Origin of the sequence: Streptomyces sp. NPDC047853 (assembly GCF_043204535.1) — a bacterium.
Classification (GTDB): domain Bacteria; phylum Actinomycetota; class Actinomycetes; order Streptomycetales; family Streptomycetaceae; genus Streptomyces.
In genome coordinates this window covers 68,197-89,180 of the sequence record NZ_JBIDCI010000008.1, presented here as the reverse complement: position 1 = coordinate 89,180, position 20,984 = coordinate 68,197, and the positions used below count along the sequence as shown (strand labels likewise).

Here is a 20,984-nt window from a genome sequence, read left to right as displayed (position 1 = left end):
TGCCGCTTCCGTGCGCCCGAATGGCGCCCGCATGGGGTTCGCCGCCCGTACGGATGCCGCATGACGGACAGTTCGGCCCGGCGGAAGTGTTCATCCGCTCGAAACCTGCGGTCAACATCCGTACCTGGGACGTATTTTGAGTCACCGTAAGAACTTCAGAAAACTTCCGGAGCGCGTTGCGCGGAACGGGAGCCTCTACTTAGCCTCAGCGGGCAACGGTGCGACTGATCACCCCAACGTGATCGCTCGAACGAAGGGAGCGCGACATGGCGGACAGCGCCGCGAGGAAAGCGGACTATGCCAAGGGCTTGGGGGGCGTGTCGTCCCTGGAGGCCGCCCGGAGCCAGGTGGAGAAGATCCAGAACAACGTCGGCGAGATCGCGTCGCGTTCCGGCGTCGGCGGCGACGAGGGCCAGGCCCTGCTGAAGCTCTTCCGCAGCTGGAACGCGGAGGCGCAGACGGTCGTCGTCCAGATCAGCAAGATGATCGACGCCCTCCAGGAGAACGTCACCTCCGCCAACCGTCTGGCGCAGGAGAACCAGGACCTCACCGAGGTTCTCAACAGCAAGACCAGTCAGGGCGTCTTCCAGGCGCTGCTCTGACGCGTCCGGCGCCGTGCGGCCCCGAGCGAGGCCGCACTTGTTCGAGCCCGCCGGACGCGAGACGTCCGGCCACCCGAGAGGAGACGTCATGGCCGACGGCATCATCGACGTGCAGTACCCCATGGTCCGCAAGGCCGTCGAGGAGTTGACGGACCAGACGCAGCAGATCATCAACACCCTCAACAACCTGGAGGACGAGCTGAAGCCGCTCGTCGCCTCCTGGGAGGGTGCGGACCAGGAGATGTACCGCCAGGTGCAGATGGAGTGGGACCAGGCCACCAAGAACATGGCCACCCTGCTCAACGACAACGGCACGCTGATCCAGTCCATCCACGACAACCACTCCCGCGACGAGCGCCGCAGCGCCGACAACTGGGGCAACGTCCGCGCGCGTTGAGACCCGCCGGGCCCGGCCCGCGTCAGTCACGAGAGGTGGGCGGCGCGCCGCGACGGTCACGTACCGGTGTGCCCCCGCCCCTTTCGCAGCCCGCGTATCCGCCACCGAGCGGCAGGAGAGCTTCCGATGGCCGACAACCCGACAGACATCAAGCACTTCGACCTGTCCGCGATGGCCAACTTCCGCGACTACGAGGTCGACAGGGCTTACAAGAGCGCGAAGAGGCACCGAGAAGGGGGCGGGAACGGCGACCCCCGCACGCTCGGCGACCTCGTCGACGGCCACACCACCGAGGACAACCTCGACCAGAACCAGCAGCTGCTGCGCATCGGCAAGATGGCCACCGAGGCGCTGGTCTCGGGACCGAAGCTCCTCGAAGGCGTCCGCGAGGCCGCCACGGCCCTCGACAAGCTCCTCGGCGACCAGATCGACCTGTACAAGGAGCTGCAGGAAGCGCTCACCGAGACCATCGAAGGCGCGGAGAAGACCCAGGCCAAGAACCTGGACGCGATCGACGCCCAGACGCTCCTCCAGCACTTCGACGAGGTCGACGCCCTCACCGCCGGCGGCAGCGCCGGGGACGACTCCGACTCCTAGAGAACCCGCACCGCGCGGCACCCGTGCCGCGTGACCACGACATCCCGACCAGAGAGGGCGCCCGGTGGTCGACCGCTACGACGCGAACTCCGAAGAGAACGTCAACAAGTACGAAGACGTCACGGACGCGTCGTCCGACGTCTGGGCGACCCTGGTCACGCACATCACCGGCTACCCCGTGCCGGACCGCAGCACCGTCTTCGACACCCTCCGCTCCGACCACGGCGGCAAGCTGTTCCGCATGGACATCAGGGACCGGGGTCTCGGTTCCTTCGTCAAGGACGCCTCCGGTTTCCTCCGCAACACCGGCGAGGACTACGACATCTGGTTCTTCGACAGCGGCAAGAGGACCCAGATCAAGCAGGCCAGGATCGTCTTCGAGGGCCGGGTGCGGGCGGGCGACGAGACGATCTTCGCCGACCCCGGGACGGACGACGTCGCCAACGCCTCCGTGCGCGAGGGCAACGAGTTCAAGGACTACAACAAGGACCAGATGAGCACCGTCGCGCTCGCCCGGTACATGAACGGGCCACGCACGGCGCTCCTCGAACTGCTCGGCGGCAACACGTCGAACGCCCGCTTCAGCAACCTCGGGGTGGCCGAAGGCGCAGCGGTCGACCTCAAGTCCTTCGACACCACCGGCCAGAGCTTCGACTTCGCGGCCCAGTTCTTCCGGGACCAGGGGCCGAAGATCAAGGAGTGGGAGGACGCCCTCGGCCGGGAGGACGCCGCCTGGAAGGGCGAGGCCGCGGAGGTCTTCCGCAGCCTGCTGACGAAGATCCGCGAGAACTACGACGCCTACATCGAGACGTTCGACAAGGCGCCGAGCACCGGCGAGGGTGACGGCACCGGCAAGACGGTGTACTCGCGGGCCCTCTCCCAGGCCCGCTCGGCCCTGGTGAACGCCGCCGACAAGCTGCTGGACGCCTGGATCACCTGGGCCAACTCCGACTACTACGACCCGCACCGCGTGCTGCGGTACGTCCTGGACGACCTGGCCCAGTGGGTGGACACCAACAACGTCGCCCAGACCGACATCAAGACGACCTACTCGGCGTACTCCTCGTCCACCTACCACGACCCGAAGGAAGGCTTCTCGCAGAACCATCCCGAGTACGGCGACCTCACCGACATCGCCAACTGGGCGAAGGTCGGCGACAAGGCCGTACAGATCTGGAGCCGGGGCGTCGACGAGTACCTCGTCAAGCCCGCGCGGGGCGTGCAGTCCACGCTGAACAACACCTTCCTGGACCTGGGCGGCGACTTCACGGAGAACGTCCCCGAGCCGAAGTCGACCAGCACCGCCTCGCAGGAGTACGAGGAGCGCAAGGCCAAGGAGGCCCAGGAGGAGATCAACCGGCAGAACGAGGAGAACAAGCGCTACCAGGACGAGCTGCGGGAGGAGCAGAACCGGCAGCGCGAGGAGGACAAGCGGTACCAGGACGAGCTGCGCGAGGAACAGAATCGCCAGCGTGCGGAGGACGAGCGGGCCCAGGACGAGCTGCGGGAGGAGCAGAACCGGCAGCGCGAGGAGGACAAGCGGTACCAGGACGAGCTGCGCGAGGAACAGAACCGGCAGCGTGCGGAGGACGAGCGGGCCCAGGACGAGCTGCGGGAGGAGCAGAACCGGCAGCGCGAGGAGGACAAGCGGTACCAGGACGAGCTGCGCGCCGAGCAGGAGAAGCAGGCGGACGAGGCCCAGGAGCAGCTGCGTACGCTCAACGACCCGACGACGACGGATCTCGGCGGCCTCGACGACATGCTGAACCGGGACCTCCCGGTCACCGAGAGCATGGGCGACATGGGCGACATGGGCGGCATCAACGGCGGCGACGACGGCTCGCTCACCCGGAACCCCGACGCCCTCGGTGACGCCCGCAACGCGGTCGGCGAGAGTCTCGCCGGCCTGGGCGACACCGGCGGCACGGGCGACGGCGACCAGCGGACGACCGTGCCCCCGCCGGCGAACCTGGGCAGCCTCGGCGGCCTCAACTCCGGCGGCGGCACCAGGATGCCGTCCGAGCGCACCCCCGGCCTCGTCGGCGGCAATCCGGTCGCGCAGTTCCCGGACGGCAGCAGCACCAGCTTCGACCCCGACACCGGGCTGCTCACCACCACCGGCCCCGACGGCACGACCACCACCACGGACCTCGGCAACGGCACGCAGGTGACCAACCCGGACGGTTCCGTCACCTCCCTCACCGACGACGGCAAGCTCACCACGACCTTCCCGGACGGCCGTACGGAGACCATCGACCCGTCGACGGGCCAGGCGGTCACGACCGACCCGGACGGGACGACGACCACCACCGACCTGGGCAGCCTCGGCGGCCTCAACGGCGGGGCCGGCGACGGCGTGCTGGACACGCCGACGGGTGGCACCACACGGCTGACGGGCGGCGATCCGACCAGTCAGTTCCCCGACGGGAGCAGCACGCGTTTCGATCCGGACACCGGAACCCTGACGACGACCGGTCCGGACGGATCGGTGACGACGACCGACCTGGGCAACGGCGCGCAGGTGACCAACCCGGACGGCTCGGTCACGTCGCTGGACGACGACGGCAACCTGACGACGACGTTCCCGGACGGCACGACGCAGAGCATCGACCCGTCGACGGGCCGGGCGGTCACGACCGACCCGGACGGGACGACGACCACCACCGACCTGGGCAGCCTCGGCGACCTCAACGGCCGGAGCGACCTCGGCAGCCTGGGCGACCTGCCGACCCAGTCGAACGGGGAGCTGGGCGGGCTCGGGGACCTCGACCTGGGCAGCCTCGACGGCAACGGCCCGGACGACGGGTCGGGACTCCGGACCCCCACGGGCGGAGAGACCACACTGGCCGGCGACGACCTGCTCACCCACTTCCCGGACGGCAGCCGGGCGACGTTCGACACCGGGACCGGGATGCTGACCGCCACCCACCCGGACGGGTCCGTCACCACCACCGACCTGACCCACGGCGTGCAGGTGACCAACCCCGACGGTTCCGTCACCTCCCTGGACAACGGCATGCTGACCACCGAGTTCCCGGACGGCAGCACCCAGGTCGTCGACCCGGAGACCGGCATCGCCACCGTCACCGACGCCCGGGGCAACACCGAGACGGTGAACCTGCACGACCTCAACACCGGTGACACCCCGACGAGTTCGGTCGGCGACGGCGTCCTCGACGGTCTCGGCTCCCTCGACGCGCCCGGCGGCGGCGGTGGCGTGGGCGGCGGCATCAGCACCGAGACCCTCTCGCCCTCCGGCCTGGGCCTGAGCAACGGGGGCCCCCTCGGCTCGGCCGGCGGCGGAGGACTCACCGCCGGTGCCTCCGTCGGCACCGACGGCCTGGTGACGGGCGCCGCGGCCCCGCTGTCCGACGGCACCACCGCGACCGGGGGCAGCGCCCTCGGCCCGGCTGCCGCGTCCGGCACGGCCGGAGCCCCGGGCATGCCGGGCACCCCCGGTATGCCGATGGGCGGCATGGGCGGTGCCGGAGGCGGCGGCGAGAAGGGCAACGGCGAGCGGGTACGGGCCGTCCTCGTCGACGCGGCCGAAGAGAGCGAGCGCCGCAACCGCAGGCGGCGCAGCCCCTGGAACCGCCAGGAGGACGGCGACACGTTCCTGTCCCCGGCATCCCGCGTGGCCACCACCGGTGGTGACTCCCCGGAGGAGGAGACGGCGGGCCAGGGCCGCGGGTTCACCACGTCCGCCGACTACCTGGAGGAGGACGCGGACGTGTGGGGCACCGAGGACGGCGGTACGCCGGCCGTCATCGGACGATGACGGCCGGGAGGGGCGACGGCCGCGCCCGTGTGGGGAGACGGACACCACCGGGCCCCGGTTGTCGCGGCGGACACCTCATCGGGCAAGATCCACTGTGCAGTCGCAGGACATCGGGGGAGCGGACGTGACGGAACCACTGGAACAGCGTCTGGAGAAGGCCATGGCCGAACTCCGGTCGGCGCAGGAGGCGGTCGAGCGGACCGAACGCGAGCTGCGGCAGGCCTCGTTCGCGGTGCTCTCCTCCGACCGTGCCGTGCGCGCCACCGTGGGCCCGCAGGGCGAGCTGGCCGGCATCGAGTTCCTGGAGGACAAGTACCGCTCCATGTCCCCGCAGGAGCTGGCCGCCAGCGTCCTGGAGGCGGCGAGCGCGGCGCGGCTCAAGATGAACCGGCACGTGATGAAGGCGATGGCCCCCTTCACCGAACCCAGCAGCGAGGTGCCCGAGCTCAAGGGCTTCGAGCTGGACTGGGAGCGGATCTTCGGCCCCGGCGTGCTGGAGAAGGACGACGAGGAGACGGCACGCGCGGACGGCGCGGCCCCGGGCTGGCGAGACGCGCTCGGCGAGGACGGGGAGGACTGACATGGGACAGCGGTACTACGTCGACCCGGCCCGCATCGAGGCCCTGACCGGGCAGTTGGAGGAGATCGCGACCCTGGCCAGGAGCATGACCGAGGAGTTCCTCGACGGTCTGGCCCCCACGGTCTCGTGGCCCGGCACCTCGGGTGACTTCGCGGAGAAGGCCAGACCGCAGGAGCAGAAGGAGCGGCAGACCACCAAGGACACCATGCTGTCCGTCCGCGACGCGCTGGTGAGCATCACCGACGCCACGCTCAACCAGGTCCGGCTCATGGAGGGCACCCGGGACCGCAACCTGGAGGACATCGACCGCAACACCAGCCGGATCGAGACCGACGGCTTCGGTCTCGGCCCGGGCGGCGGTGACACGGGCGGGCATGGCCGCCACTGACCCCCGCGCCGCAGGCCGCTCCCGCAGTACGCCGGGAGCGGCTCCGCGGTGCTGCCCGCACGGCCTCACGGGCGGCTGCCGATGAGCATCATGCCGTCGCCCGAAGTCAACGCGATGATCTTCATCCTCACCGGAGAGAGACTCATCGACGCGGACGAGGACCTCGCCTACGAGAGCCGCGGGCCCTACGCCCGGCTGGGCCGCAAGATCGACCAGATGTCCGCGCTGATCCAGAAGTCGGTGCACGACATCGGCCAGTCCATGCCGGACGACCTGTCGAAGGCGTACGCCGCCGCGATGGGCACCCTCACCGACGACGGCGGCAGGAACTACCTGCGCGAGTTCTCCGAGCAACTCGACAAGATCGCCGAGGGCCGGCGCAAGACCTCCATGGACATCATGGAGTCCAAGTGGCAGGTGATCGCCGAGGTCATCCGGCTGCTCATCGAGATCGCCATCTACCTGGCGTTGTCGTTCTTCACCGGCGGCGCGTCGGCGAGCCAGATCATGCTCGCCAAGATGCGCAGCCGGTTCCTCATCCTCACCACGCTCAGCCACCTGCTCCAGCGGCTGCACATCGCGCCCTCGCTGACCGAGGCGTTCTCCGAGGCGTTCACCACGTTCGCGGTCCGGCTGGCGATGATGAACTTCGCTCCCGACGGCCGCCGTCCCGACGGCTTCGACTGGAGCCAGATCCTCAAGGACGCCGCGTTCGGTGCCGCGGCCGGCGGACTCACCAGCATCTTCGCCGAGTTCGCCGGCAAGATCGTCAAAAGCTACGACGACGCCTTCCTGAAGAAGGGGCCCGACCTCGACTTCAAGCCGCCGCCGAAGCTCAGGAACGACCTCGGCCTCGACGCCGGCAACCACACGCCGAACTCCAAGCCGGACCCGGACACCAAGGTCGACACTCCCCCGAACGGCCGTCCCGACCCGGTCACGAACAACCCGTACGTCCCGCCGACCGGCTTCCGGGACCTGTTCTCCTTCCGGAACAACTTCCGCGACAACCCCGACCTGTGGCGGAACAACCAGATCCTGCGCAACAACGCCGACCGGCCGGGCGCGATCGCCGGGCACTACGGCATCAAGGGCACGGCCGACTTCCTCGCCGCCGGCTCCGGCGAGGCGCTCGCCGAGATCCTCATCAAGGGCGCGTTCGACGGCGACTGGTCCACGAGCTGGTCCACCTTCGTCGGCGCGGGTATCAGCAGCCAGGTCGAGGCCACGCTCACGGACGGTGCCATGAACGGCGGCGCCGAACTGCGCAACATCCTCGAGGGATTCCGCGACAGGCCGCCCACCGTCTCCGGCGGCGACGGCGCGTCCTCGGGGACAGGGGACTCCGAAGAACCCCCGCGCACCGGTGGCGGCACCGGTCGCACCGACGGCCCCTCGCACCCGGACACCACCGGCGGCACCGGCATTACGCCCGTGCCGTCCTCGGTGGACGGCGGCGCCGAGTCGCCTCCGCCGTACTCCGTGACGGACTTTCCGCCGTACTCCGTGACGGACCCTCCGCCGTACACGTCGTCGGCCCCGCCGCCGTACTCCCCGGGCACGCTGCCCGTGACCGCCACGGAGAACGCCCTGTGGCAGCAGGTGCACCGCGGCTCCGCCGACATCCGTGAACAGTCACTCCGCGACCTCACCGCCCTGCGCGGCGCGCAGCCTCCCGGCGCCACGGAGATCGGCGTCCGCGACGCCCTGCACGGCAACCTGTCCCAGGCCCCGGAGATCCGCGTGGTCCCTCTGGGAAGCGGCCCCGCCGCGGAGGTCGACACGGACGCCGTGCGCCGTTCCCTGGAGAGCTTCGGCCCACCGGTGACGGTGACGCCGCCGCTCACCGTCACCGACGGCACGGTGCCGGTGGGGGAGGGGAGCGGCTCCGGTTCGGGTGAGGGAACGGGGGTCGGTGCGAGTACGGGCGCGGGCCTGGGCGCGAGCGCGGGGACGGGTGCGGGTGCGGGTGCCGGGAACACGGGTACGGGCACAGGCACCGGAGTCGGCCCCACCACCGCCCCCGGTACGGCGACCGCTCCCGGTACGGCGGCCGCTCCCGGTACGGCGACCGCTCCCGGTACGGCGGCCGCTCCCGGTACGGCGGCCGCTCCCGGTACGGCGGCCGCTCCCGGTACGGCGGCCGCTCCCGGTGCGGGTCCCGGGTCGGGGGCCGGTGCCGGGAGCAACACGGGTGCCGGCAACCGTGCTGCCGTGGACTCCGACGGCGGCGCCCCCGCGTCGGAGCAGGACCCGCCATCCTCCGGCGTGCCCGGTCGGGACGCCTCCGTCCCCGAGACGGTGACCTCGACGGACGGTGTGCCCGGGACCCGGGACGCGGCGCCCGGCGACACCGCCCCCGTGCCGCCGAAGGCCGAAGCGACCGGCCCCGTCACCGTCGACGGGGGCGCCGCGCCGCTCACGGTCGTCGTGTCCGAGGGGCTGCTGCCGGCCGCCGGTTCGCCCGAGGCGGCCGCGCTCCTCGACCGGGTCGGCGCCGACCGCGCCGTGGTGCTGGGCCCGCCGGCCGCACCGGACGGCGCCGGACGCCCGGTACGCGCCGCGGTGGAGCTGACCCGGGAGACACCCGAAGACCCGGTCCGGGCGCGTCCGCTCACCGGTCTCGCCACCGTCCCCGCGGACACCCCCGCCCCGGAGGCCGACTTCCCCGGCGCGGACGTGCTGCTGCCGCTTGCCGACGCCCTCGGTCCGGCCCCGGACGTGCGGTCCGTCGTCACCGAGAGCACCGCATCCGCGGACGCGGGCCCCGTGCCCTCGGCGGACGCGGCCCCACCAGAGAAGGCACCGGTGGCGCCGGTCGAGCCCCCACCGCCGACCACCGACGGAGCCGTCCCGCGCATCGACGGAGCCGTCCCGCGCACCGACGGAGCCGTCCCGCCCACTGACGTGAGGGTCACCTCGGACGTCGCGGCCAAGTTCGTCTCGGCGTCGCGGCCCTGGAGTGAGCCCGCCGTCGGACTGCACATGGAGTCCGGTGGCGACGTCGGCGCCACCTCGTCCGTGGCCTCCCCGTCGCGCGCAGCCCAGGTCGTCGTACGCCCTGTGGACGGGGTCCCGCGGCCGGGCGGCGAGCCGGTCCTGGCCACACTGGACGGGCGTTCCGTCCCGCTGGACCAGGTGCGGCGCCTCGTTCCGGACACGGCGGTACGGCCCGAACCCGGGCGCACCGTGCGGACGCTGACCATCTCCCAGGACCCGGCCGACGAGGGCACGGCCCGAGACGCCGGGCGCCGGGCGCTGCTAGGACTGGACACCTTCCGCGGCGTACGCACGGAGTCCGGACCCGCCGCCCCGAGCACGGCGAGCCCGACGGACAGCGCGGACGCGGCGGACCCGGCGAGGTCCGCCCCCCGTGCCGTGTTCACCGGTCCGCCGACCGCGCTCCCCGGCGCCGGCACCGAGCAGGGCGCCGACTACTTCGTGGGGCACGGCACCCCGCGTACCGTCACCCTCGGCACCCACGACGCCTCCCGGCCCACCGTGAAGGTCAGCGGCGTGCAACTCGGTGAGGCGCTCAAGGCGTGGGCGGCCGAAGGCGACCGGGAGCGGCCGCTGGTGCTGTACTCCTGCGAGACCGGGCGGCAGCCGAGGATCGCGGGACTCCCGGTCGCCCAGCATGTGGCGAACCGGACCGGCCGCCCCGTGTACGCGCCGACCACCGAGGTCGGTACGGCCCGCGGCAAGGACGGCGACGTCCGCGCGGTGCTCATGGAGGACGGGGACGGGCCGGGCCGGTGGCGGCTGTTCACTCCGGAGCCCAGCGGCGCCGAGCTGGACCGGCTGGCGCGCGACGCCGGTCTGCACACCGGCCCCGGCCCGGCGGACCCGTTCGCCCGCGCCCGTACACTCCAGCAGATCCGCACCCTGCGCGACGCGCTCGGACCGGACGCCGAGAAGCGGCCCGGCCACCGGGACCTGCTGGCCGGCCTCGCGCACGTGGACGGCCTGCGCTGGCACGGCACGGACAGCGCCACGCGCTACGGCGACGGCCGTATGACCCCCGACCTGCTCCGCCGCATGGTCACCGACTGGCACGGTGCCGGAGGCGGTCCGGCGGGCGGTCGCGCCGCCGTCGACCCCTCCACCGGACCCACGCCCGAGCAGTACACCGCCTTCCTGCGGGCGGCACACGCCTCCCGGGCCGACCAGGGTCCCGGCACCACACTCGACGACCTGATCCCCCCACCGCCGCCCCCTCTGCCGCCGACCGCGCTCGTCTCCCGGGACGACGTGCGCGGACTCGACTACGCCCGGTCGGCCCAGGTCGCCTGGGGGTTGTCGGACGATCCGCTGCCCCTGTCCGAACTGGGCCTCGGCCCCGAGGACACCGCCGAACTCGCCCGCCGCAGGCCCGACCTGGCACCCGTACCGAGCCGACCGGAGAGCCCCGCCGAGGACCTGACCACGTTCGGCCCGGTGACCACCACCCCCGAGCCGGGAAGCCTCCTGCGGGTGGGTGGACGCACCTTCCGCCGGGTCCTCGCCCGGCCCGACGGCAACTGCTTCTTCCGATCGGTCCTCGACAGCGCGCGTTCCCGGGCAGTCCCGCCCGCCTGGGCCGCGTGGAGCGTCGGCGGGCTGCGTGCGCGGCTGCGGGACCGTGTCGCCCACACCGAACTGGGCGACCTCGCCGACGCCCTCGTGCCGGACCCGGTCCACTCCGTCGTGAACGACCTGCGGCTGCGTGCCCTGGCCGGGGAGAGCGACGCGGGCGCGCAGCGCCGGATCGCGGAGGAGTGGGACCGGATCGCACGGGAGGTCGTCACCGACGGTGACCCGGGCCGGTGGCGGGAGATCGTGGCCGGCAGCGACTACCCGGGGCTCGCCGAGGTGGCGCCCACCCCCGCCGACGCGCGGCGGCTCGGCGGACGCGGACTGCTCGCCGCCACCGCCGCACGCGTGGACCTGTGGCCGTCCCCCTTCGCCGACCTGCTCCCGGAGACGCTGGCGCACACCCTCGACCTCGACCTGCGGGTCGTACAGCCCGACCCGAGGACGCCCGGCGCGCTCACCACGATCGCGCTGCACCCGGGCGGCACGGGCGACCCCCTGCACGTGGCGTACAACGGGACCGACCACTTCGACGCCCTGGTCCCCGACGCGGACCCCGACCCCGACACGGACTCCGCCCCCGACACGGACCCGGCATCGGCCCCGGTTCCGCAGCCCGTCCGGGACTCGCGGCCCGCCCCCGAGGGTTCCGACCCGTACGGGGACTGGCTGCGCGAGATGGCCGGGATCACGGACACCGGCCCCGACCCGGCCGACGAGGACGAGCGGACGCCGCTGGAGACGCAGCTGGACCGGTACCGTCCGGCCCGGCTGCTGACCGGCCCGGACGCCCGCCGGCCGGGCCCGGCGCCGCGCACGGTCACCTTCGAGGACGGCAGCAGGCTGCCCGCCGCCCTGCTCAGGCCGGGAGCCGACCCGGACGACACCGACCCGGACGACACCGACCCGGACGGGTCACCGCCGGGCACCGAGCCCGCCGGGCTGTTCGCCGGGACCGGTGTCCTCACCCTGCGTGCGCCCGAACTCGCCGCGCGTCAGATCCTCGACGGGCTGCCGGAAGGGCTGCGGAAGAGGTTCGACGAGGCGGAGCTGCTGCGGCTGCTGGCCGACCAGCCCTCGGCGTTCACCGCCCCGCGCGGCGCCCGCTTCGTGGGCCGGGAGAAGTCCGGCGTCGGCCTCGAGATGACGGTGGAGGCCGTTCCGTACCACCGCTGGGTACGCCTCTCCGACGTGGGCGGCGGCACGGTCAAGGCGGACACGGCGCGGCGCGGGCAGACCGGCACGGGCGGCGGGCGCACGGTGGGCTTCGGACGCCGGATCGCCGGCGCCCTGAGCATGGGCCCGCCGCTGGACTGGCTGCTGAAGATCGGTGCCTCACTCGGCTGGGCCCGCCGCACCGACTACTCGCAGGGCACCACGGCGTACCAGCAGTCCGAGTACCGCGCCCATGAGGGCTCCCACCTGCACCTGGACGATGTCCACTACCGGGTACGGGTCCACCGCGTCACCGAGACGCCTCCCGCCGCCGCCCCGGCCGTCACCGACGGGACGCCCGGCACGACGGGTACGACCGGTACCGCGCCGGGCCTCCGCTGGACGCGACAGCTGCTGCACACCGCCGAGTTCGGCATGCGGGACGGGCTGAGCTGGCGGCTGCCCGACGACCTGACCGTGCCCTACGAGGGGCTGCGCCGGGCGCCCCGGACCCTCACCTTCCCGGAGGGGGAGCACCCGCGGCTGCTCGACTCCACGGGCCTGTACCTGACGGACCCGGCGGAGGACGTGGCGCTGGCCCTTTCCGGCGCGCGGCCCGGCAGTTCGGCGCACCGCACCCTCGTGTCGTACACCCGTCCCGGGCGGCTGCTCGGCCTGTTCGGTCGGCTCACCGGGCCGGTCAGCGGACCCGAGCTCACCCGGGGGAGCGGTCAACGCCCCATGGGACACCTGGTCGTGGAGCGCTCGGTGCCGCACCGAGCCGACCTGGTCACCGAGTCGACCAAGGTCGAGGTGCGCGACCTCACCCAGACCACGTACTCCAACCAGCGCGGGCACGTCAGGGAGACCCGGTTCGGCCTTCAGGTCACCTCCGGGCCGAACCACCAGTTCCCCGGGCCGGTCACCGACGTGCGGGTGCAGGGCGGGCCGGTGGTCCGTACGGACCTCGCCGCCGGGCGCGGCCACTACCTGGGCACCGACGCGGCCCGCAAGGTCACCGGCCGGGTCCGCAACCAGCCGATGGCGCTGTACCGGGTCGAGCGCACCCTGATGGTCCGGGGCGCCGGCGAACCGGCGTCCGCGGCGCGGCCGGTGCGGGTGGTCAGCCTGGACTGGATGTCCACCCAGGACGCCCGCAGGCTCGCCGGATGGGACAGCCGTACGCCCGGCCGTTCGGGCCCGAACCCGGACGTCGAACCCCCCGTGCCCTGGTACCTCAGGAAGGAGGACCCGGTCCATCTCGGCGGCCAGGTCCGCGCGGAGGGCTTCCTGCCCGAGAACCGACCCGAGGACCGGCCCGGGGAAACGCCCGAGGACACGCCCGGGGAAACGCCCGGGGACACGCCCGAGGACCGGCCCGGGAACCCGCCCGAGGACCGGCCCGGGAACACGCTCGAGAACACCGCCACCGGCACCGGTTCCGGCACCGACCCCGCCACCGGCCCGCAGACGGCACCGGTGCGGGACGGCACTCCGGAGCCCTCGCGCGACCCCCTGCGGACGTTCGCGGACACCGTCCTGGACACCCTGCACGCCTCCTACCCGTCGCTGTTCCTCCCGCCCGCGATGCGGAGCCACCCGCGGTCGGCGCGGCTCTGGTACGGCGACGAGCGGCTGCGGACCGCGTGGTTCAACGAGCGGCAGGTGCGCGAGGCGCTGAACCGGCCCACCCTCGCCCAGGCGCTGGACGACCTGACCACCACCGGCGTCCCGGTCACGCTCGTCGAGGACGGCAAGGTCAGGCGCGGGCACCACACGCTGACCCTGCGGGCCCGGCTGACCGACCGCCGGTTCGAGGCCACCCTCAACGAGCGGACCCTGCGCAACGCTGTGATCGGCAACGAGGTCTCCGGTCAGGGACAGCAGCAGTCCAGCACCTACTCCGCCGGCGTCGAGGTCGGCGTCTCGCCGCGCGACCACGACAAGGTGGGCGGCACCGGGCTGCCGCGCCGGGTCGGCAACCTCACGGTCGGTGGACGCTACGCCCACACCCGTCAGGAGGCCACCCGGAACACGGTCACCGTCGCCCACGACCACCTGACGGCCCAGAGCGGCATCGACCTCTACAGCTACCGGGTGGAGCTCAGGGCCGACTTCGAGGGGCACCGGCGCCCGCGCGGCTGGCCCCGCCTGCTCACGGCCGGACTGCTCGGCGCCGGAGTCTTCGTCAGCACGGTCGCGGAACGCCCGCTGTTCCGCCGGGGCACCGAGCCCGTCGGACGCGTCGAACTGGCCGTCCCCGCCGCGCACGGCTCCCACCACCACGCCCCCGCGGACCCGTCCGCCGCGCCGTCCACGGCCCCGACGACGTCCGCCCCCACGGACCCCGCCCCGCGGCGGCTCTCCGCCACCGAGGCCGATCAACTGCTCGACGGCACCAGCCGTCCGATGCCCCGGACCGACGCGAGGAGCCGGTCGCTCGTCGAACGGCTGCTCGGCTCCCCGCACGTGGTGCTCAGCACCCAGGGCGGCCCGCGACGCCAGGAACTCATGCAGGAGACGGCGGACCGCGCCTCCGGCGACTCCTGGCACACCAGCGCGCCCGGCACCCCGGTCCGCACCGCGCTGCGCCGCGCGGTGGCCGACCTCGGCGTGGCCGGGCAACTCGGCCAGTACCTCGGCCCGTTCGGTGCCCGCATCACCGGCCTGAACGGCGCCGGTCCGTTCCGTACGCACTACCTCAAGGCCGCCCTCCGCGGCGAGCTGGACAACGTACGGGTCATGAGCGACCCGGGGCCCGCCTCGCTGGAGAACACGGTCGCCAACGACCACAAGGTCACCGGTGGCTGGAGCACCACCTCGCGCACCACGCTCGGCCTTCAGGGCAGCTTCTCGCCCCTGCAGCAGGCCCCCGGCACCCAGCCGGTGTCCGGGTCCTACGGCAGCACGCTCCAGTACGCCTGGGGCAGAGGCCGCGCCCTCGCGCAGTCCGTCACCCGCGGGCGCAGCACCACCCTGACGTACACCGGACGCACGTACCTGGTGGTCGCCGACGCCACCGAGACCGTCGCCGTCCGCGACCGCTGGACGGCCGCGATGGGCACCATCGGCACCCGGGCCGGACAGCGGATCGGCACGGCCGCGGGACGGCTCTCCGACCGCGCCGGGCGGGCGCTGTCCCCACGCCGGGCCGCCGCCGCGCTCCACCGCGTCCGGGACGCGGTCATGTTCCACCTGCCGATGCAGGACGCCATCGAGACCGGGCTCGCTCCGGACGGCCTCGGCACCGGCACCCCGCGCAACCTCGGCGGCGGCTACCGGGTGCCGGGCTTCCTGCGCGGCCGGCGCTTCCCGACCCACCCCAACGGCCGGCTCGACGCCAGCCGCGCGGCGCAGCAGCTCCTGCCGCGCCTGGAGAAGGCCGGCGTTCCCTCGCACGACCGCGAGCAGGTCCTGCAGCGGCTCTCGCCCGACTTCCTCCTCGCCCACCTGCACGAGCTGACCACCGACGGAATGACCCTGCCGGTCCGCCACCGCACCTGGTCGAGCCCTCACCACCTGCCCGTCGGCGGCAGCCCGGCACAGGTCCGGTTCAAGCTGACGCCCGTCGACACCACCGTGCAGCGGCTGCGCACCGGGTACGAGGTGGACGACTACCGGCCCATCGCCCGCGACCTGGCGCTCGGTGTCACCCAGGACCGCGGCGGCGACCTCACCCTCGGCGCCGGCCAGCGCACACCGGGCAGCGACGTCCTCGCCGCCCACCCGTCCCTCCAGGGCACGGCGACCGGACAGCGGGCCGGCACCCGCACCGACACCTTCGGCAGCACCGCGATGCCCGACATGGCCACCACACAGGCGCACGCGGAGGTCGTCACCGGCTACGTCCTGACCGTCACCATGACCGACTCCGCGGGTGACCTGCTGGCACCGCGCGCCGTCGCGCACGTCGGCACGCTCCACGAACTCGTCTCGGCCGGACTGCTCACGCCGTCCGGTACCGGCGACGACGGCACGCTCACCGAACAGGACGTCACCGAACCCGAACGCGCGGTACGCATGCTGACGGCCGACCAGGCGCGTCAGGAGGCCGTCGCCGCCTGGCGCGCGGACGGCGACGACATCCTGTCGTTCGACGACAGCACCGGCTCCGGCATGCTCGCCGTCGACATCCGCGGCGCGGCCAACGTCGAGGACGCGCTCACCCTCGCCACCGCCCGCGCCGACGGCCTCGGTGACGGTGACCTCGGCAGGCGCCACACCGGCGAAGCACTGAGCGGGCAGGTGCGCATGGCCCGCCACACCCCGCTCGGCGCCCTCGGCACGGCGCCCGCGCAGGCGCAGCAGGAGGCCATCTCCCAGGGCGGCCTCACCGCCGGGTTCCGCGAGGCACTCGGCGCGGACGGCTCCGTGCTGCCCACCCAGTCCTCCGCACGCCTCCTCGGCCAGTCCCACACCGCCGACTCCCGCCTCTACGCCAAGATGCACCGCCGCGGCGCCCGCCTGCTCGCCGTCGAGAGCGCGCCCCGCATGGAGGCCATGCAGCGGCACAAGACCTCCCAGGCGACGGAAGCCGGGATCACCGACAGCACCGAAGGCGCCCTCGGTACCGCGCCGCTGGTCGCCACCGGCGGCGCCGGCGTCACCAACCCCGGCGCCACCGGCCCGGTCGGCGGTGCCCTCGAGGGCATCGCGCCCAAGGGCGCCGAGGACGTCACCCTCGGCACCCACGTCAAGTTCGGCACCGACCGCAGCATGCTCTTCGCGCTGCCGGTGACCTGGCTGGCGGTCTCCGAGGCGGACCACCGGATCACCGACAGCCGGCCCCTGCGCACCCTCGGCAAGGCGAGGCGCGGCCCGCGCGCCGCCGAGGCCGAGACCACCGCCCTGGTCTGGCTGCGCGAGGACCAGGCCCGCGACCACGGCCTCCTGGACGACTCCTCCTTCCCCGAGGAGGCCGCCACCGCCTGGGACGACATGGCCAAGGCCGCCGCCGACCTCGCCGCCGCCGAGAAGGAGTACTACGACGCCCGCGCCCGGACCCGGGAGGCGTGGCTCTCCCTCGGCCCCGCGGAGCGCGCCGCGCTCGGTGACGGCGACCCCGGCCTGGCGTCCGCGGTGACGACCGTCCTGCCGCGGGACCTCGCCGGGTCCCCGGCCGTCCGCGCCTGGCAGGCCGCCCGCGACGACGCCCACCTGTGGCGGGAGCGGGTGGACGCCGCCGCCGCGGACCACCACCGGCTGCACCTCGCGGCGTCCCGGCTCACCGCCCACCACCAGGGCTCGGCCGCGGTGCCGGTGCGGGACGCGCCGCAGCAGTACACCGAGCCCGCATGGCGCTCCGAGGCCCCGGCCCCGTACACCGTCACCGAGCCCGACGGCACCGGAGCGCGCACCCTCACCTCACCGGACGGCACCGTCGTGCGGGCGGTCCACGACGTACCGCACGACGGCGCCTCGTTCTTCCACGCGCTCATCGCCGCGGCCCGGGAGCGCGGGCGGCTGCCCCGGCTGCTCGGCGCCGACCTCGCCGACCGGTTCACCGCGTCCCCGGGCGACCCCGAGGTCACCGCCGACGCGGTCCACACCGCCCGCGACCGCCTCGCCCGGGAGTTGGGCCGGCCCGACAACAGGGACCTGCTCGACTCCCTCGCCCCGGACACCGCCGACACCTTCACCCAGGCGGAGCTGGACGGCGCGGGCATCACGCTGTCCCGGGAGCAGCAGGCCGAGTTCGACGCCCTCGGCCGGCTCCCGGAGACGTTCTGGCCGACGCCGGCGCAGCGGGCGGCGCTGGCCTCCCTCGCCCTGGCCCGCCCGTTCGCCACCGAGCCGCTGCCCGCCGACGCCGGACGGACCGACGACACCCCGGCCCCGCCCGGGCGCCGCGCCGGTGACCACGGCGGCGCCGACCTGCTGCCCGCGCTGGCCGCACGGCTCCTCGGCACCTCGCTGACCGTGATCACCGGCGAGGGCCGCGAACAGCGCTTCCTCCCGTACCGCGACGACCAGGACAGCGCCACCCGTGACGGCACGGCCGCCGTCGACCGCGCGGCCGACCCGGTCCTCCTCGCCGCCGACGGCCACTTCCACGCCGCCCTGCCCGCACACGCCCCCGCCCCGTCCACCACCGCACTGCCGGCACCGGTACCCGAGGGCTCCGGCTCGTCCGGCACCTCCGGCACGTCCGGTGAGACCCGGGCCGCGAGCGGGAAGCCGCCCAAGTCGCCCAAGCCGCCCACCCACCGCAGCCACACCACCGCGCCCTGGCTGCCGCCCGCCGAGGGCGACGGCCCGCGCTACCGCCTGGCCCGCGACGGCGTCCTCACCGCGCCCGACGGCGCCACCTACACGCAGGGAACGCCCACCGGCCGCGGCAACGGCTTCTTCGGCGCCCTGTCCACCGCCCTGCGGCACGCCGCCGCGCAGCCGAGCCCGGACAGCCGGGAGGCAGGCCGCCTGCGGTCGCGTGCCGGGGCGTCGCCCGCCCAACTCATGCGTCTGAACGGCCTGCCGGGCACCCCGGCCGAGCGGACCGCCCTCTTCTCACCGCCGCCCCCGGTACGGCCCCGCGGCGCCCCCGCGCCGAGCCAGGAGGCGAAGGACGGCCACCTGCGCCGCCACCTCGCCGAGGCCCGCTGGACCACCACCGAGGCCGACCTGGCGGTCGCCCGCTGGGCCGCCGCCGCGACCGGCACCACCGTCACCCTCGTCGAGGAGAACGGCACCGCCCACACCTACCCCGGCCCCGGTGGGCACGGCGGCACCCACCTGCGGCTCCGCCGCCGGGGCGGTGACTTCGTCCCGTTGATCGAGCGCACCCCGGCCCCGGCCCGGGTGACCGGGACCGACCGCACCGCGCCGGACACCACGACGACCCGGACCCCGACCACGGACCCGGCCCTGGACGCGGCATCCGTCCCGCTGCCGCCGTCCCCGCCGGCTCCCTCACCGGCCTCCTCGCCATCTCCCACGCCGCTGCCGTCACCCACCGCGACCGCCCCCCGCAGGCGGCCGGCCATCGAGACCCCCGCCGACGGCACCGGCACGGCCCCGGACGCCTCCGCACCGACCGCCCACGCCGTCTTCCCTGACGACGGCCGGGGCGTGAACGTCGGCCCGCACCCACGGGGCGCCGGCCCGCACCAGGGCCGAGAACCCGACCCCGAGGAGGCGTTCGGTCTCGACACGCTGTCCGGCGCGGAGAACCCGGGCGGGGACCGCCGGCCGCGGCCCGCGCCCACGGAGGCCGAGGCACTGGCCCGGTTCCGCTTCACGGAGGACACCGAAGCCGAGCGGCTCGCACAGTTCCGGTTCACCGAAGACACCGACGGCGAGAGCTCCGACGGCGACGAGACCGACGGCGACGAGACCGACGGCGAGGACGGCGGCCCGGACCTCACCCCCGAGGAGTACCTCGACCTCCTCTTCACCCCCGCCGCCCGCAGCGGCCACTCGCCCGAGATGCTCATCGGCACGGCCGTCGCGCTGCGGCAGCTCGCCCGGGAGCACACCGGCACCACGGGTGAGGCCACCGGCGCGCTCAGTGCCCTGCACGCCCTGACCAGGCGGGTCCTGCGGCTCCGCCCCGACACACGGGTCGGCGAGGAACACCTGACCCTCCTCGGCTCGCTCGCGCTCGACGCCCCGCCGTCCGCCCTGGCCGCCGAGGGTGCCCTCGCCTCGTACCTGCGGCGCCACGACCGGGCCCTGGGACGGGCGACCCGGTTCCCGCGGGGCGACGGCACCGTGCGCAACTGGACCGGCACCGGCGACCAGACACCGCCCCTGGACACGTACGCGGTGGACGGCGCGGACGGCCGGCTGACCACCTGGCCGGCGCCGTGGTCGAAGCCGTACGTCGTCCTCGCCCAGGACGCCGGCGACGCGGTCCGGCTGACCACGCCCGACGGCACGGTCACGCTGGACACCGCCGGAGAGTTCGCCCGGCTCGTCACCCGGGACCCGGCCCGGCACGGGACCGACGACATCGTCCTGGCCTTCCCCCACGACGACATCGAGACCCTCGCACGCCACGTCGCCGACCTGACCGGCGCCCGGGTCTGGTACTCCGAGCACGCCCCGCGCCCGTCCACCGACTGGCGGACCGGCGCCGACCACCTCACCCTCGGACCCGTCGACGACGGCGCCGGCACGGTCTGGAGCACGGCCGCGCCGGGTCAGGAAGGCGACCTCGACGACCTCCTCGGCCTGTACCAGCAGGACTCCGGGACCGGCGACCCGGACGAGCGGGACCCCGGACCCGACGACGGACTCCGGGCCCGTCGGCCCGTGCCGCTGACCACCCGCACCTACGGCATCGTGGACGACACCGGCGACGGCGTGCTGTTCCGCAAGCCCGGCGGCCTCCGGGGCAACTGGCAGACCCCGCGGTCGATGACCGGCACGGAGGACGCCCCCGAGCTCCTCATGAACGAGCAGGACTACACCTCCACGCCCGTCACCGGACGGCCCGCCCTGCGCATCTCCGCCGACCGCACCCTCGCCGTCGAGGACGGCGCCTACGGCCAGCAGGTCTTCGCCACGCGGGAGGCCGTCGAAGCCTCCTCGGTCAAACTGGCGCGCGCGGGCCTCGCCGTACGGCTGCGCACCGACGAAGGTGTCGGCATCGTCCTGCCCACCCCCGACGGGGGCAGCCGCCGCCTGTACCGCGTGACCCCCGAATTCCTGACCCGCTCGGGACAGTCCACGGAGGAGGTCTGCCGGGACTTCGCCGACATGCTGGCCGACACCTCCCGCACCTCGCACATGGTCTTCCGCGGCCCCGACGGCGGCCCGCCCGTCACGGCGCCCGTCAACGCCTCCGACGGCGTCGAGGTCACCGGCACCCACCACCTCGCCGACGCCCTCGGCCAGGTGGCGGACGGCCACGAACGGCCGGAGTCGGCGGACCCGGACTGGGCGGCCGGGCTGGTGCGCCGGGACGACCGGCC

General features: G+C 74.1%; 7 protein-coding genes (1 of these 7 running past the window's edge). All 7 read left to right on the top strand.

The window, feature by feature from the left end; genetic code table 11:
* Positions 1-266: 266 nt before the first annotated feature.
* The gene (locus ACGF5T_RS17125; protein WP_356609998.1) at positions 267-602 is read left to right on the top strand and encodes a hypothetical protein; all 336 of its coding nucleotides are present in this window, start codon (positions 267-269) and stop codon (positions 600-602) included.
* A gap of 88 nt (positions 603-690) precedes the next feature.
* Complete coding sequence (locus ACGF5T_RS17120) at positions 691-999, top strand: WXG100 family type VII secretion target (RefSeq protein WP_356609997.1); 309 nt, start codon at positions 691-693, stop codon at positions 997-999.
* Between the two features lie 126 nt (positions 1,000-1,125).
* Positions 1,126-1,596, top strand: coding sequence for a type VII secretion system-associated protein (locus ACGF5T_RS17115; protein WP_356609996.1), 471 nt, complete (start codon positions 1,126-1,128; stop codon positions 1,594-1,596).
* A gap of 64 nt (positions 1,597-1,660) precedes the next feature.
* The gene (locus ACGF5T_RS17110) at positions 1,661-5,374 is read left to right on the top strand and encodes an AAWKG family protein (protein WP_366767030.1); all 3,714 of its coding nucleotides are present in this window, start codon (positions 1,661-1,663) and stop codon (positions 5,372-5,374) included.
* A 124-nt stretch (positions 5,375-5,498) separates the two neighbouring features.
* On the top strand, positions 5,499-5,954 hold the full coding sequence (locus ACGF5T_RS17105) for a YbaB/EbfC family nucleoid-associated protein (protein ID WP_356609994.1): 456 nt from the start codon (positions 5,499-5,501) through the stop codon (positions 5,952-5,954).
* A gap of 1 nt (position 5,955) precedes the next feature.
* Positions 5,956-6,342, top strand: coding sequence for a hypothetical protein (locus ACGF5T_RS17100; RefSeq protein ID WP_366767029.1), 387 nt, complete (start codon positions 5,956-5,958; stop codon positions 6,340-6,342).
* Positions 6,343-6,423: 81 nt separating this feature from the next.
* Positions 6,424-20,984 carry the 5' portion of a lonely Cys domain-containing protein gene (locus tag ACGF5T_RS17095; protein ID WP_366767028.1) on the top strand. It continues 14,251 nt past the right edge of the window, so 14,561 of the gene's 28,812 nt are visible here — the first part of the coding sequence; the start codon lies at positions 6,424-6,426; its stop codon lies off the right edge, out of view.

Coding starts and splice junctions, on each gene's coding strand:
- ACGF5T_RS17120 (WP_356609997.1), top strand. CDS start 691: ATGGCCGACGGCATCATCGACGTGCAGTACCCCATGGTCCGCAAGGCC.
- ACGF5T_RS17100 (WP_366767029.1), top strand. CDS start 5,956: ATGGGACAGCGGTACTACGTCGACCCGGCCCGCATCGAGGCCCTGACC.
- ACGF5T_RS17125 (WP_356609998.1), top strand. CDS start 267: ATGGCGGACAGCGCCGCGAGGAAAGCGGACTATGCCAAGGGCTTGGGG.
- ACGF5T_RS17115 (WP_356609996.1), top strand. CDS start 1,126: ATGGCCGACAACCCGACAGACATCAAGCACTTCGACCTGTCCGCGATG.